Here is a 15,551-nt window from a genome sequence, read left to right as displayed (position 1 = left end):
CTTAATGATGATCAAGCCCCACGGTTCGGATGTTTTACACCCCCTGTACGTGTCTGACGATGCCGCAAGAGAACAACTGCTCAAAGAAGCCGAGACGCTGCCATCACTGCTGCTGAACTCGGCAGCTGCGGCCAATGCCGTAATGCTAGGCGCGGGGTACTTTAACCCACTGCAAGGTTATATGAATTTAGCAGATGCCCTTGCAGTCGCAGAAAATATGCACACGACTGATGGGTTATTCTGGCCGGTTCCAGTCGTTAACTTGACTCAGGACACCAGCATCGCAAACGGCGCTCGCGTTGCTTTGCGAGATCCCAACGTAGAGGGCCATCCAATACTGGGCATCATGGATGTCACCAACGTTGAGGCCGTTACCGACTCACAGATTGCCACCATGGCTAGCCAGATTTTTGGTACTGACAACAACAGCCACCCTGGCGTGAGCACGTTCACTCAGTTGGGCAATCAGCTCCTGTCAGGGCCCATTCAGGTTCTAAACTTCAGTTATTTTAGGGACGAGTTTGCAGGCACCTTTCAAACCGCCGTTGAAATACGCGCTGACATTGAAAAGCGAGGCTGGAACAAGGTGGTCGCCTTTCAAACCCGTAACCCAATGCATCTGGCCCACGAAGAGCTATGCCGTATGGCCATGGAACGCCTCGAAGCTGATGGCTGCATCGTGCATATGTTATTGGGCAAGTTAAAGGCCGGGGACATCCCCGCCGACGTGCGTGACGCTTGTATTCGCAAGATGGTGGACGTCTATTTCCCACCCAATTCGGTCATGGTGAGCGGCTACGGATTTGACATGCTTTACGCTGGTCCCAGAGAGGCCGTATTGCACGCGGTCTTTCGCCAAAATATGGGCGCCACGCACCTCATAGTGGGCAGAGACCATGCGGGTGTCGGCGACTATTACGGTCCTTTTGATGCCCAAACCATCTTTACTGAGTCGGTTCCTGAAGGTGCATTAGACATTGAAATCTTCAGTGCCGACCATACGGCTTGGTCTAAAAAGCTCAACAAGGTTGTCATGATGCGTGAGGCTCCCGATCATGACAAAGACGACTTTGTTCTGCTTTCAGGCACCAAGGTTCGGGAGATGCTGAGTGAAGGTGTTGCACCACCCCCTGAATTCTCACGACCCGAAGTCGCCGAAATCCTTATGGCTTACTACCAGTCTGAGATTGCATAAAGCGGCCCTGACGAGACGGGCGTCAACAGGACGCCCCCGCTACCCCGCCGGCTGACCCCTGAGCATTGACCACAATTTTTTCGCACGACCACTGTCGACACTGCGCTGCACCTCATAGCTAACGTGCTGATCGGGCCCGGCGCGGGGGTCAAATTTTATGCCCCACAAACCCTTTATTTCGTTGGGCATGAGCGAATAACGCATATCAACGATCAGTAGCGGATCTTGCAGGTCCACAGCCAGATAGTCGTTAGAGAACCAACGAAAGCGCGCGAGGTCTCGACGCTGCTGCACATCCTGAGGCAGCCAAGTGAGATGCACCTCTGGATCAAAGGCGGCGACAGATCCTCCCGGATAAACCTGCACGTCGGAACCTACGCGAACGGCATCGACCCAAAATCGTCCTTGATGGCGGTAAATCACCTTCCACAACACCAAGTTGCCCAGCGTAGGCTTCGCCGACACTGACACACCGGCATGCCCTCTGCCCTGCGCCAGATTCTCCCCAATAGCCACCGCACGATCGTGTTGCAGCGAACCTGCTGTGAGATAAAGCAGCGCCCAACATAGTGCCAGCCGGGGTATCCACACAGACTGTCGGGCAAGCCCCCAGAGTACGCCAACCAGCAGCGGCAGCGTAAATAAGGGGTCTATAACGGCAATATTATTCCAGGCAATGCGCGCGTCAGAGAACGGCCAGAACAGTAAAGTGCCATATGTGGTGCAAGCGTCGAGGAGGCCATGGGTCATGTAGCCGAGAAACGCTGCCATCCAAACTGCCCATAGGTTCAGGCCTCGGCCAATCGTCTTCCAGAAAACCAGCGCGCACAGCAATGATCCTATAGGGACAAAAAGGAGGGAGTGGGTAAATTGACGGTGGTACTCAAGAAATAACAGCGGATCGCTGGTCGAGCGAATTAGCACATCGAGGTCGGGGGCCATGCCGGCGAGTGCGCCGATAAGCGTTAAACGTGCGAGGTTGCGATGGCGCATTGCTACTTGAGGCACAACCGCGCCTAAAACAGCCTGACTCAAAGGGTCCAATGTGTATGACTCCCACAAAACAAGAATTCGATGTCGCCAGTACCCTTACGGAACGGACGGCCAACACAATGCCAGCTAGTAGCCTCTGAGTCTACGAACAAACATGGGACTCCATAGGCCAATAAAACCTATAAAATAGTGTAGCTAAGCCGTAAGTCGATACTGTAAACAAAGAGCTACAAGCCACGTGCAAGGGAGATACCTATGACCGAGACGCTCAAAACGCTGGGCGCCATTCTTGACGAGTTGGCTGCTGATCTACCTGAGGAAACTCTGCTGACTACAGCAATGAACTCAGGGCCCACTGAAACTGTGTCGCGGCGTGAACTAAAAAATTGGACTGACAATATTGCACGGGCGTTACTGGACTTGGGGGTAGTAACCGGGGATCTTGTGCCTATCCACCTGCCCACCTGCAATCAGTTTCTCGTCGCAGCGGTGGCTATATTCAAGGCAGGTGGCACCCCGATGCCGGTCAGCAGCAAACTGCCACCAACAGAGCTTATGGGCCTTATTGATCTTGCCCAGCCTCGAGTCATTATTTCTCGCCAAGCCTTTGATCAAACGACGGTTAACCCCGATGACTATAGCGATAAAAGCTCGGGCAGCGCCGCTTTACCGTATCGAGTCAGCAAACCCATCAAGGCTTTAGCCTCGGGCGGGTCAACGGGAAAGCCGAAGCTCATTCTCACCACTGGGGACGCGCTTTTCGATCCGGAGAATCCTATCATCCCTCAACTCATGCGCTTCGAACCTGGTGATCTCAAATACTCACCGGGCCCGCTTTACCACAACGGCCCCTTTTGGTTTTCCCTGAACATGCTAATCCGGGGTGGCCGGGTGCTGCTCAATGAACGCTTCAATGCCGCACGTTGCCTTGACTTAATTGAAGCCTATCAGCCAACGGTACTCAATTTGGTGCCCACCATGATGCAGCGCATGCTGCGCGAGCCCGATTGGCAGCAAAGAAACTTGGATTCTGTCCGTGTTACGTGGCACTTAGCGGCACCCTGCCCAAGCTGGGCAAAAGAAGGGTTTATCGAAAAACTTGGCGGTGAGCGTGTGCTTGAGCTTTGGGCCGCGACCGAAGCCAACGGGCTTACTATTATCGATGGCAATGAATGGCTCCAGCATAAAGGTAGCGTGGGTAAAGGCATCGGCACGGAAATTTTAATTTTAGATGAAAATCGCGAGCCACTTCCAAACGGCGTGGTTGGCGAAATCTTTACCCGCATTGCCGGTGGCCCACCACCCTGCGAATACCTTGGATCACAACCTCTGGAAAACCTGCTCGAAGGCTTCACCAGTGTGGGCGATCTTGGATGGTTAGATGACGACGGCTATCTTTACCTCGCTGACCGACGAACTGATTTAATCATCTCTGGCGGCTCAAACATTTTCCCTGCAGAAGTCGAAGCCGTTATCACTCAGCATCCACAGGTCCGTGATGCGGCCGTCGTGGGCCTTCAGGATGACGATCTGGGGCGCCGCGTTCATGCTGTTGTTGAACCGCTCGCAGCACTGGACCCGGACACGCTGATGCTAGAGCTTTTGGATCTTTGTCGAGAACAGTTGCTCAACTATAAAGTGCCCAGAACGATTGAATTGGTAGAGACTTTGCCTCGCAATGAGGCCGGTAAAATCCGCCGCACCTTGTTACGTGACCAACGCGATGCGCAATAAATCCTGCCGCCGAGGCACAGCAGGTTCACGGCGCCTGGCTCGGTTCCAAGGGCCTCTCTCCCGCTGTGCATCAAGCTGGCGGAAAAGCGCATTCGGGACAAGGCGCCCGGGGAAACGTGTCAGGCACATTTGAGTTCATAGCGGGGGCACAGTATGAAGAATCCTACGCTGGCAAACTTTCAGGTCGATGCAAATGCATGAGGGTTTGGGACAATCCGCGGGTCGCTGCCGACGTCTGCGATTACGGTGCTTGCCTTGGTGATTGTGGTTTTGCGATTATCTGGTCTCTAACCCTTCTAAACGAGCAGCCCTACAAGCTTTCCCTATGAATCCAATTCATCCCAAAAAGTTGTTGAACAGCAAATGGACTGCGGTGCGCCCCATCAATAAGGAAAAACACTTTGTGGTGAGTCGCGTAGAATATGACGAAGAGGGGCTTGTTATTGAGTGTGAGTTAAACGCTGTCATGTCTAATCGCTTTATTCAGATTGAGTGGTCGACATTAAAAGAGCGGGAGGTTTGGCTTCAGGGATGGCAGTAAATTTTTTGAATTTATTAGTCTCAGAAGCACACTGACTTGCTGGGCTGACGACTCGTTTGGCGCAACAGCCATGGGCACGCTCTGTGGCAAACACTTGGCACAGCAGCCTCGAACAGCATCCAGATACGTTGCCCAAAGCGCTCAATAATGTTGGCGTCTGATTGACAAATGGAGGCCAGTGTTGCTTGCTATGCCCTTGCAGAAAACAGCTGTCCAAACCCATACTTTCAAAAACAACTCAACACTGGTCGTAAAGGAACAACCTATGGAACTTCCCAACATGAGTCTTTTGTCCATCACTCCAATTTACATTGCCTTGCTGGGCATACTCTTTGTTCCCATCACCATGCGGGTCGGCTTGTATCGAGTGAAGAACAAGATCGACCTCGGCGACGGCAATGACGATGCGCTGTTTAAGCTTAATCGCGGTCAAGGTAACTTCGTTGAGACCGTGCCACTCGCGGTGGTTTTATTACTTTTGATGGAACTGCTGGGTGCCGGTACGACCTGGTTGCACACCCTTGGCGCCTTGCTGGTGGTCGGCCGTTTCCTGCACTACGTTGGCATTACCGAAGTCGGACCCGGTATTGGTCGCCCTATTGGCATGTTCGCTACCTTTGGGGTCTATGCCACTGCTTCGTTTTGGATCCTGTTCGACGTGTTGGGCTAAACACTCGCGGCGCTGTTGCCAGTTGGCCGGCGCCATGCAACCGCGGCTCGGGACACCGACCCGTGCCGCGGCATAACACTCGCAATACTTGCTCCTTTCTCTAGGCTGTTTTTATCGAACAGCGCTTAACGCATTGAGCTATTTGGCTCAAGCGAACCTAGGGGAACGCCAGATTCGTAAACCCCTCCAAATGTGAGATTGTAAGAAGACTCACGGAAGTATGAGGTGTGGGGAGAAACGGTTTACCGGCAATCACCCCTGCAAGGCCCGTCTTATCATGGTGGTGCCCAACGCTTACTCACCGGTGCGTCTGTTACTTTAACAATCCCGTAAACCTCATATAAGACTCCTCATTTACCTCTCTCACTGAGATTGTGCTCAAGGTTGCGTGTATCTCGTAGTACAAGCGCCGTACCGTTTATAGGTATATAGGCCGTTGTCGCTCGCCGACAATGCTACAAAGATTTTTGTGCAACAAAGCGGCGTTGGCTGGGCACCAAATTTTTGGGGTGATCTGTCATTCCTCGGCTTTTTTAGGCAAAAAAAAGCCCGCCAATTTGGCGGGCTTTGCATTACGTCGTATTTAGAAGCGCAGCGTACCTCGCACACCGAAGACCGCACCCTCATCCATGTACCAGGTGTGACTTCCGGCAAGAACCGGCGTATCGAAGCTCTGCTGCAGAGCCGCTTCATCAAAGATGTTTCGGCCATAAGCCATAACTTCCCAACGCTCACCGCCTAGGCCAATACGTGCGTTGACCTTCGTATAGCTGTCAATATCGTCGTTAACGTCATCATCACCCGCGGATGAAAATTTACTACGATAATTCGCATCAACACCTGCAAAGAGCTCCATTCCACCTAGCTGGGTCCGGAAATCGACAAACGCATTACCGCTCCAGTCAGAGGCATACAGCGTGCTTACGCCCGTCAAGTCATTACTGGAGCCCGCTGCAATACCCGCTGGCGTTCCACACGCGGAATTTTGATCGAGCTGAATCGCATTGCACGGCCCATCTTTAAAGTCACCATAGGAAGCATCAAGATAGGCCGCGTTCACACCGACACGCAGGCTATCGGTAACCTGCAGCAGCCAATCAACTTCGACCCCCTGCACTTCCGACGAGGCCGCATTCTTCACAGCAAAGCCTACACCTTTAAAAATGGTCGTCTGCAGATCATCGTACTCAGAGTAAAACGCCGCCCAGTTCAATCGCATCGCACCGTCTAAGAACTCGTGCTTTCCGCCAATCTCAATAGACTCAACAGACTCGTCGTCGAATTCGAAGTCTTCGTTGGGAACATTAGACACATAGCTGTTGGCCTGAAAACCATTATTTACAGCGGGCGGAATGGGTGGCACGCCGACAGGAAGGTCGCCGGGGTTGCCATCATCCGCCGCACTGAAACCACCAGACTTAAAGCCCTGCGAGTAGCTTATGTACAGCATAGCGCTGTCGCTCATATCCCACTGGAAGTTGATTGATGGCGATAGATCATCGGTCTTTCGCTGGCCTACCCAGTACTTGTTGTAAGTGTTGAAACTGCTGGCCTGAACGACACCTAGCCAGTTGTTATAAGCGCCACACTGTCCTTGGGTGCCGCCTTCCAAATTGCCGGTTATGCCGCAAAGACTGTCACCCAACTTTTGGTCGCTCACCGCGTCTTTTTCTTCCTCGGTATAGCGAAGCCCCAGAGTTACCCGCAGCGTATCGCTCAAGTCAAAGGTACCCTGAGCGAACACGGCCCAGGATTCCGTCTCCTGATTGAAGCTGTGGTTACGAGCCACCTGGTTCGCGCTGTAAACACCGTAACCGGGAATGCCATTGAGTGGGCTATCGCCAGTCAAAACGGCGAGCAGGTTTTGGGGCATTAAAGGTGCGGCCGCTGCGGGCAAGCCGTTAGCTAAGGCGACAAACTCAGGGAACAAGCCATCGAAGTTCGTATCAATAACGACCTGACCCAGCATATCGAGCTCGTTCTCATCGTAGTATGCCCCCACGGTATAGCTAAAGCGGTCGCCGATTTGAGAAGCCCAGCGTAACTCCTGACTGAACTGATCGTATTCGTGCTGATCACTTCGGTCGATAAACTGCAAAGGTAACCAATCTACGTCGACGTCGTCGAAATATTCATAGGATGCAAAGCCCGTCACCGAAGTTAAAGTGCCGTTACCAATGTCCCAAGACATATTCAGCGAAATGTTTTCGATTTCATCATCAGAATTTTCAGGCTTTAACCCAATGCCGATGCCGTCATCTTGGCTACGGCCGTAGCCGTTATCTTTGTAGGTGGTAAAGTCCTGACCCGCAATTCCCGGAAAATCAGGGAAAAATACGTCCATAATTTGATAGGCCGTATTCGCAAAATCACTGCGGTTTGGCACGTCGGCGTTTCGCTCAGAAGGGCTCAAATACTTCCAGGTTGCACTGGCAGCACCGTCGCGATCACGCTGCATATTGGTATATTTTAGGTTCGCTGAGAAAGAGTCTGAAGGCTCCCAAACAACGGTAATTCGTGCACCTTGCTCTTCAGTGGCACCCTCATCTTGATCGAGGTAGGCGTTGTAAACATAACCGTCTGTTTCGCGATAACGAAAAGCTGCTCTCACGGCTAGTGTGTCGGTACCGCCTTGAATGAAGCCCTCATAAATCTGGCCACCGTTTTCCTCGATGGACGCGTTAATTTCGCCTGTCATATCGTCGCCGGGTACCGGCGAGGCACTGGAAATGTTAATCGCGCCTGCAACGGTGTTCTTGCCAAACAGAGTCCCCTGCGGGCCACGCAATACCTCAATTCGCTCGACGTCCATTAACGCTGAACGGTACTGACGCCCTCGTCCCAGATAAACGCCATCAAGGTACATACCAACAGACTGCTCGAAGCCTCGGTTGTTACCCGAACCAATACCGCGCATGTAGATATTGGTATTTACTGGCGCGTCGGCAATATGCAGGCTTGGCACAAAGTCGGCCAAGGCAGCGAAGTTGAGAATGGTGTTGTCAGCAATTTTCTCGGCACTCACCGTGCTCACGGAAATTGGAACGTCCTGAAGGTTCTCCGCCCGCTTTTGCGCGGTCACGATTACTTCTTCGAGTTGTTGTGCAGACACAGGCGCCGCTGCAACGAAAGCAGTGACGGCTACCGCTAAAGGCAGTCGTTTTTGGGAAAACAGCATTGGAAACACCTCTTTATGATTTTTTTTGAGATTCAAGCTACGCGGTTGGCTCTAACAACGCAGCGGAAACGCGGGTCTTCGGTCATTCTTTTACTTGGTGAACCATATATACTCTTGGCCCCTCACTCAAGTAGAAAATGGCCTACATATGGCGGATGCAAACAAACCCATTACTATCGAAAGGCACGACGCAGTTGCTCTGGTTACCCTCGAACGGCCTGACGCCTACAACGCACTCAATCGAGCGCTGAGCCAAAGTCTCGTTGAGGCTTTTGATGAGCTCGCCGGCAACTCTGAAGTGCACGCTGTGGTTCTAACCGGTGCCGGCAAGGCTTTTTGCGCCGGTGTTGACCTTAAAGAACTCACCGCCAACCCCGGAGTGCTTAAGGATGGCGGTATGGGCACTAGCTCGCCCATGGTAAGAGCACTTAGAGACTGCGGAAAGCCCGTGCTTGGGGCCATCAATGGCCCTGCTGTCACCGGAGGCTTTGAACTGGCTCTAGCATGCGACTTTCTGTACGCCTCTCCCCATGCAAGATTCGCCGACACCCATGCGCGGGTGGGCCTCCTGCCGGGCTGGGGTTTATCCCAAAAACTCGGCCGTCTCATCGGCATCAATCGTGCCCGAGAAGCTAGTTTAACGGGCAACTTCATCAGCGCCGAGCAAGCCGAAGCTTGGGGACTCGTCAACAAGATTTGCACACCAGACTCCCTAATTACGGAAGCGGTAGACGCAGCACAACAAATAGCTGAATCCAATCCTGACACCATCAAAGCGATGCGCAGCCTCATGAATGACGGCGATTTACTCAGCCTGGGGGAAGCGCTCGAGCTTGAGGGTTCACGGGGCATCGCTTACCTGGAGCATGCGGACTTCAGTCAAATGGAGAACCGACTTCAGGCCTTGAGGTCTCGTTCGCAAAAGCGCTAGATTCGTTATGCCGCGACTCCAATCTGTCAACTCAGGCAAGGCCAAAGCTTTTTGGCTTAGTGAAACTATTCTTTTAGCCGCGCTACTGAAATCAGCCAGCGCACAACTTCACGTGGGGCGCATCGGAAACAACAGCAAAATAAGGCATAACTCATAAAGGCTGCGTGGCACACAGTCAGACATCAACAGAGGCAGTGTTTATAGTGTGCCAGCCATAGAGACGCTTAGAGGGGTCCCGCCCCAGCCCCTTTCACACCTCAAAGACGATGCAAGGAATACTATGCGTATAGTTTCAACAACCGTTGGACTAGGAGCGGCACGACAGTGAATGCGGAAACCTTTGATGAGGCCAAGTGGATTGATTGGACACTAGAGCAGACCCGCCGAATCGCAGTTGTGGGCTTATCTAGCCGCGAAGACCGAGACAGTTACAGGGCCAGCTTTTATCTCCATGAGCGAGGTTATGAGATTATTCCCGTCAACCCTAATTATCCGTCAGTCATGGGGCTCAAGTGCTACCCAAGCCTTGACCAAATCCCGGGCACCGTCGACATTGTTAACCTATTCCAACGTCCCGATCGCGTGCCTGCGAGTGTCGACGCCGCTATTATCCTTCAGCCAAAACTAATTTGGATGCAGTTAGGTGTTGTGCATAGCGAGGCCGCGCAGCGGGCGAGAGCAGCAGGCATCGGCGTAATCATGGATCGATGTATCAAAATCGAACACCAAACTAGATTCACAACCTGACCGGTCAATAATTTCTACCTGCATCGTTAAGCATGGTTGCCCCGCGCATTGCTCTGTGCAAACACTATTGGCTCACAACATAGTTTAGACTGCGACACCCATTCGAGTCCTTTCCACTGATAGACAGGAACCTTCCCATGAACACGCCCTACCCCACACTCAATCATGGCCTCAGTGAAGAGCTCAATATGCTGCGGGATACGGTTTATCAATTTTGCCAAAAAGAACTGGCTCCACGAGCTGGTGAGATTGATAAAAACAATGAATTCCCCATGGACCTGTGGCCAAAGCTCGGAGCTTTGGGTGTCTTGGGCATGACGGTCGACGAAGCCTACGGCGGCACCAACATGGGATACCTTGCACATGCCATTGTCATGGAAGAAATCTCCCGAGCATCGGCAGCCGTGGGCCTGTCCTACGGCGCACACTCCAATCTATGCCTCAATCAAATTCAAAAAAATGGAACCCCGGCGCAGCGCGAGCAATATCTCCCAAAATTATGCACCGGAGAGCATATCGGCGCACTTGCCATGTCTGAACCCAATGCCGGATCAGACGTCGTCAGCATGCGTTTGCGCGCTGATAAAAAAGGCGATCGCTATGTGCTTAATGGCAACAAGTTTTGGATTACTAATGGGCCTGACGCTGATGTTTATGTCATTTACGCCAAAACTGAACCCGATGCAGGGAGTCGAGGAATTACCGCTTTTATTGTCGAACGCGATAGCCCCGGATTCTCTCGGGCTCAAAAACTCGACAAACTGGGTATGCGGGGTTCAAATACTTGCGAGTTAGTATTTGAAGATTGCGAAATACCCGCCGAAAATATTTTAGGATCACTGAATCAAGGCGTCGCGGTGCTTATGTCCGGATTGGACTACGAGCGCGCGGTTTTATCTGGTGGACCTGTTGGGCTCATGCAGGCCTGCCTAGACGTTTGCGTGCCTTACGTACATGAGCGCAAACAATTTGACCAACCCATTGGTGAATTTCAGCTGGTTCAGGGCAAGCTCGCAGATATGTATAGCTTAACCGCCGCAAGCCGCTCATTTTTGTACGCCGTTTGTCGAGCGCTTGATCGCGGCGAGGACAGCCGAAAAGATGCCGCAGCGGTTATTTTGTATACCGCCGAAATGGCCACCAAATGCGCACTCGATGCCATACAACTATTAGGTGGCAATGGCTACATCAACGACTACCCAACCGGCAGACTATTACGAGATGCCAAGCTCTATGAAATTGGTGCGGGCACCTCGGAGATCCGCCGAATGTTGATTGGCAGGGAACTGTTTCGAGAATCCGACTAAGGCAGGTAATCCTAAAAAAGGTTGCTGACGTAATGCAGTCTATCGGTGATACTCCGCAGCGCAGATGAGCCGCAATGTTTAAGCGAACTAAGCAGACAAGAAAGTGGGGCCACGAGTTGCAGAGCGCCCCGTTTAATTATTGCAGTAAAAAGGAAAGCGCGCTGACGCGCTTAATGCTACATGGCTGCCCAAGATCGGCGGTCCCAATGACAACAATGCGTCCAACCTCGGTGACTTTCTAGTCCACTAGAGGCATGACGCCCGACAGCAATCGGGTAACAATCGCGGCTGTCTATAACCAATCAAACAGGAGTCACTATGGCACGCTGGGAATGTATCGTTTGCGGCCTCATATACGATGAGAAAGAAGGCTGGCCTGATGACGGCATCCCAGCAGGAACTAAGTGGTCCGACGTGCCAGATGACTGGTTATGTCCAGATTGCGGTGTTGGCAAAGACGATTTTGAACTCATACCCGGTTCAGAGGGCGAGTCGGTTGGTGAGGCCGAACCTGACGCAGGTGCCAGTGAAGCGAATGCTACGAGCAACAATCGCCACATCGTTATTGTCGGCAGTGGTCTAGCGGGCTACGGGCTCGTCAGCGGGCTACGTAAACTTGATCCCGAAGTGGCCATCACTTTAATCACCCGGGATGGCGGTGAGAGTTATTCAAAGCCTATGATTTCCACGGGCTACACGAAAAACCTGTCTGCAGAGAAACTGGCTGCCCAAAGCCCAGAGGCCATGGCTGAGCAACTCAATGTGACCATGCTCACACGTAAAACGGTTGTCAGTATCGACCCAAGAAGCAAACGGTTAAACCTCGACGACGACACAGTCATTACCTATTCAGAGCTTGTTCTGACGCTGGGTGCCGAGTTAATTCGTCCGCCAATGGGTGGCGATGCCGCCGACGACGTCATGGGGGTCAATGATCTCGACGACTATCGAAGTTTCCGTGACACTTTGGAAGCAAAGGGGGTGCGCAAAGTTGCCGTTATTGGTGCGGGCTTGATTGGCTGCGAATTCAGCAACGACTTGTTAAACGGCGGGTTTGAAGTCGAGGCCGTAGACCCTATGAGCTGGTGTATTCCTACACTTCTCCCAGAGCCTGCGGGACGCGCTGTTCAAGCCGCCCTCGAAGCCAAGGGGGCCCGCTTCCATTTTGGCCCATTGGCAACAGAAGTGAATCGCTCGGCCACCGGGTATCAGGTGCAGTTAAATAACGGTGAGCACATTGACGCAGATGCCGTATTGTCTGCGGTTGGCGTTCGACCTCGAACACAGCTTGCCTCTTCAGCTGGCCTCGACGTAGGTCGAGGAATAAAAACAAACCGCTTGCTAGAGACCAGCAGCCCTGGCATTTATGCCCTTGGAGATTGTGCCGAGGTTGCAGGCCACGTGCTTGTTTATGTTGCCCCCCTGCTCGCCGCAGGCCGCGCGTTGGCGGCGACGCTCACGGGCAATCCAACTGAAGTTAGCTACCCCGCCATGCCTGTAACCATCAAAACACCAGCATGCCCCGTTTGTGTCTCACCAGTGGCCAAAGACGCAGAGGGCAGTTGGACGCTGACCGGCGAGGGGTCTGACATTAAGGGTCTATTTCACAGCCCCGACGGGCAGTTACTGGGCTTTGCGTTAACAGGCGCTGCAGTAAAAGAGCGTATGGCCCTGACCAAAGAGCTGCCGCCAATCCTAGATTAGCGGCACCGGCGATGGTGTTTGGATGTCAGAAGCTTATTCTGGCATCCAAACCGTAAGTGGCGGGCTCGCCCCAATAACTAATCGTCCAAAGGCCGAAAGGTATTGTGTTCTCTCTGTATTCTTCATCGAATACATTTTTACCCCACAGAGAAACCTCTAAGACCGAACTACCAACGGCCACATCGCCCAAAGTAAGACGGGCATTTACAACATCGTAAGCCTCAATCTGGCTTGTGAAGTTTTGGTCCTTGTTAGTGTAAGGCACGAAGTTATCTTTGTAGCTCCAGTCTACATGCAGGGAGAGTTGTCCCCAGGCGCGTTGCATCACCGACCAATCTAGATCAAGACTTGCCGTACTCTCTGGCGCGTACGGAAAATCCTTCTGATTTCTCACATCCTGCCCTAGCTCGACAAACTCGTCGTACTCGGTATCTAGATAACCGTAATTCAGTCCAAGCCTCAAACGCTCACTTACCTGCGCTGCCAACTCTAACTCCAAGCCTTTAACCGTAGCAGCACCCGCGTTTGCTACAGTAGAAGCTGCACCGCCACTACCCTCAAGGAAAACACTAAACTGCATGTCGGAGATATCGTTGATAAAGGCAGCGGCGTTCAACTGAATGCGATCGTCAAGGAACCGTGACTTTAAGCCTAGCTCGTACGAGTCGACCTCTTCCGGTTCGTAACTCTCAAGAAATGCCTCAGCAGACGGCGCTTCACCATTAAATCCGCCCGCTTTCCAACCCTGAGCCGCCTTTGCGTAGACAGAGGTGTTTTCGCCCAAGCGATAAGACAAAACCGCGGTGGCCGTTGTATTACTCCAGCTATCCTCGGCTGAAAGTCCAAAAGCGCCAACGCCGCCTGTCGAAGCGTTTGGATGCAGTATGTACTGCTCTTTTTCTTCGTCGGTGTAGCGAACGCCAACTGTGAGGGTTAATGATGACGTTAGATCCCAATCAGCCTGTCCGTAAACGGCCCAGGAGCTATTGTCCAAACCGTATTCGTTATTATCTGCAGGCGATCCGAACAACCCAAAAAACTCAATGGGATTGTAGACGTCCCCCTCTTCACTGAAGTAATAAAGACCCGCGACCCAGTTTAAAGCGTCATTGCCACCTGATAGCTGAAACTCCTGTGAAAATTGCTCGTAATCCACCTCCCGAGTTGAGGTAAATAAATTCATGGGCGTACCGTCAATATCAAGCTTGTCTGACCACTCAAGCTCTCTGTTTGCGGTAATCGATTTCAGCGTGATGTCATTCCAGTTGAAGGTGACCGTCATTGCATGACCACTCACATCGGAGCGCTCATACCCCACCTCATCATTGCTGATGGCCTTAGCGCGATCTGTGCCGGGCGTGACGTAAAGTGCCTGAAGGTCGCCGAGGAATCCCAGACCAAACGCCTCGAACGCCGGGCCGCTGACGTCGGTCAACTGCCCCATATTCGGCCGCTTATCCATACTAGAGTCATCGTAGCTGTAGCGCAGTTCCAAGGACTCACTCACCGCCAATGACAAGTCGAGTCGCAGCGCATCGCTCTCCATATCTTGGAACGTGTCGCTGGACACGGAGTTTACGAAAGGGTTGAAGCCCCCCGTAGGATCTAAATCTATGTTGTCGTAGAAACCATCGCGAGACCGGCTAGCGTAAGCGAAACTGGCTCGAAACTCGCCCATGCCCTGACCCACAGTGCCAAAAGCACCCGTGTCAAAACGCCCTCTCAATCCTGTGTAGCCTTCATTACCTAGGCTACCCTCGACATAACCACCCAGCTCAGCGGCCGGTGTTTTGGTAATGAGGTTGATTGCGCCGCCCAGTGTGTTTTTGCCGTAGAGCGTGCCCTGAGGCCCTCGCAGCACCTCTACCCTTGCCAGCTCGGCGACATCAAAAATACCGCCCAAATTTTTACCCAGAAAAACACCGTCGAGGTACAGACCTACCGTAGGCTCCCAAGTGAGTGCCGGATTGATAGTGGTTGAGCCACGAATAGCGACCGTGGCGCCAGTGCTGATACCCGGCGAGGGTGCTATTTGCACATTGGGCACGAACAAGCCGATATCTTTAACGTCACGAATGCCGCGAGTAGCAATATCAGACTCAGAAAAAGCAGTAATTGCCACTGGGATATCTTGCAGTGACTGTTCTCGCTTCTGGGCTGTGACGATGACTTCTTCCAACGCATTTTGCGCAGAGAGACTGCTCGCAGCAAGGGTGAGTCCAGCAGTGATTAAAGAACCAGAAAAACGTTTCATGTGTATGCCCCCAGGCTAAATTTTTAGCATTGAGTCATCATCACTTTCTAAGGGCCGCTTTTCGTCGTCTGATTGGCCGATGTCCAAACGGACGTATCAAACGTGCACCACATTTTTTTTAGTTGGTGATAAGGATGAAGTGCTACGCGAAAGACACATTAGCGCGCCGAGAAACACAAGGATGGCACCAGAGTCTTTATCATCAACACCCCAACCCTACGGGCCAACCAAATAACCACAGCATGGCGCCGCGCCCGTTGCATGAAGCCCCAAAACAGCGGGCGCATTGCAAAGACC

General features: G+C 52.5%; 11 protein-coding genes. 8 read left to right on the top strand and 3 right to left on the bottom strand.

Annotated elements, in window-relative coordinates; genetic code table 11:
* The first annotated feature begins 7 nt into the window (after positions 1-7).
* Positions 8-1,195 carry a sulfate adenylyltransferase gene (gene sat / locus ACMAY6_RS07165; protein ID WP_435215967.1) on the top strand — a complete coding sequence of 396 codons (1,188 nt, stop codon included), beginning with the start codon at positions 8-10 and terminating at the stop codon, positions 1,193-1,195.
* 39 nt (positions 1,196-1,234) lie between these two features.
* Here the strand turns inward: sat and ACMAY6_RS07160 are convergent, their stop codons facing one another.
* Positions 1,235-2,239: a metal-dependent hydrolase gene (locus ACMAY6_RS07160; RefSeq protein WP_435215705.1), complete on the bottom strand. Its 1,005-nt coding sequence runs from the start codon at positions 2,237-2,239 to the stop codon at positions 1,235-1,237.
* Between the two features lie 204 nt (positions 2,240-2,443).
* Between ACMAY6_RS07160 and ACMAY6_RS07155 the strand changes: the two genes are divergently transcribed.
* From ACMAY6_RS07155 to ACMAY6_RS07145, 3 genes are all read left to right on the top strand, one after another.
* Complete coding sequence (locus ACMAY6_RS07155; RefSeq protein WP_435215703.1) at positions 2,444-3,922, top strand: AMP-binding protein; 1,479 nt, start codon at positions 2,444-2,446, stop codon at positions 3,920-3,922.
* Positions 3,923-4,247: 325 nt separating this feature from the next.
* Positions 4,248-4,463 (top strand): TIGR02450 family Trp-rich protein, encoded by a 216-nt coding sequence (locus ACMAY6_RS07150; RefSeq protein WP_435215702.1) that lies wholly within the window; start codon positions 4,248-4,250, stop codon positions 4,461-4,463.
* 265 nt (positions 4,464-4,728) lie between these two features.
* Positions 4,729-5,133 (top strand): MAPEG family protein, encoded by a 405-nt coding sequence (locus tag ACMAY6_RS07145; protein ID WP_435215701.1) that lies wholly within the window; start codon positions 4,729-4,731, stop codon positions 5,131-5,133.
* Positions 5,134-5,716: 583 nt separating this feature from the next.
* Here ACMAY6_RS07145 and ACMAY6_RS07140 read toward each other — a convergent pair.
* Positions 5,717-8,311, bottom strand: coding sequence for a TonB-dependent receptor (locus ACMAY6_RS07140; protein WP_435215699.1), 2,595 nt, complete (start codon positions 8,309-8,311; stop codon positions 5,717-5,719).
* 148 nt (positions 8,312-8,459) lie between these two features.
* On the opposite strand from ACMAY6_RS07140, the gene ACMAY6_RS07135 reads away from it, so the two are divergent.
* The 4 genes from ACMAY6_RS07135 (at position 8,460) to ACMAY6_RS07120 (ending at position 13,000) form a co-directional block, all read left to right on the top strand.
* Entirely contained in the window at positions 8,460-9,242 is a 783-nt protein-coding gene (locus ACMAY6_RS07135; protein WP_435215697.1) for an enoyl-CoA hydratase, read from the top strand.
* 324 nt (positions 9,243-9,566) lie between these two features.
* Complete coding sequence (locus ACMAY6_RS07130; protein WP_435215695.1) at positions 9,567-9,989, top strand: CoA-binding protein; 423 nt, start codon at positions 9,567-9,569, stop codon at positions 9,987-9,989.
* Positions 9,990-10,126: 137 nt separating this feature from the next.
* Positions 10,127-11,296 carry an isovaleryl-CoA dehydrogenase gene (locus tag ACMAY6_RS07125; RefSeq protein ID WP_435215693.1) on the top strand — a complete coding sequence of 390 codons (1,170 nt, stop codon included), beginning with the start codon at positions 10,127-10,129 and terminating at the stop codon, positions 11,294-11,296.
* A gap of 318 nt (positions 11,297-11,614) precedes the next feature.
* Positions 11,615-13,000: an FAD-dependent oxidoreductase gene (locus ACMAY6_RS07120; RefSeq protein WP_435215692.1), complete on the top strand. Its 1,386-nt coding sequence runs from the start codon at positions 11,615-11,617 to the stop codon at positions 12,998-13,000.
* 25 nt (positions 13,001-13,025) lie between these two features.
* Here ACMAY6_RS07120 and ACMAY6_RS07115 read toward each other — a convergent pair whose 3' ends face one another.
* Positions 13,026-15,254 (bottom strand): TonB-dependent receptor, encoded by a 2,229-nt coding sequence (locus tag ACMAY6_RS07115; protein WP_435215691.1) that lies wholly within the window; start codon positions 15,252-15,254, stop codon positions 13,026-13,028.
* Positions 15,255-15,551: the final 297 nt, after the last annotated feature.

The sequence above is a fragment of the Luminiphilus sp. nBUS_16 genome (genome assembly GCF_051201645.1).
Taxonomy (GTDB): domain Bacteria; phylum Pseudomonadota; class Gammaproteobacteria; order Pseudomonadales; family Halieaceae; genus Luminiphilus.
This window is presented reverse-complemented; position numbering and strand designations above follow the sequence as displayed.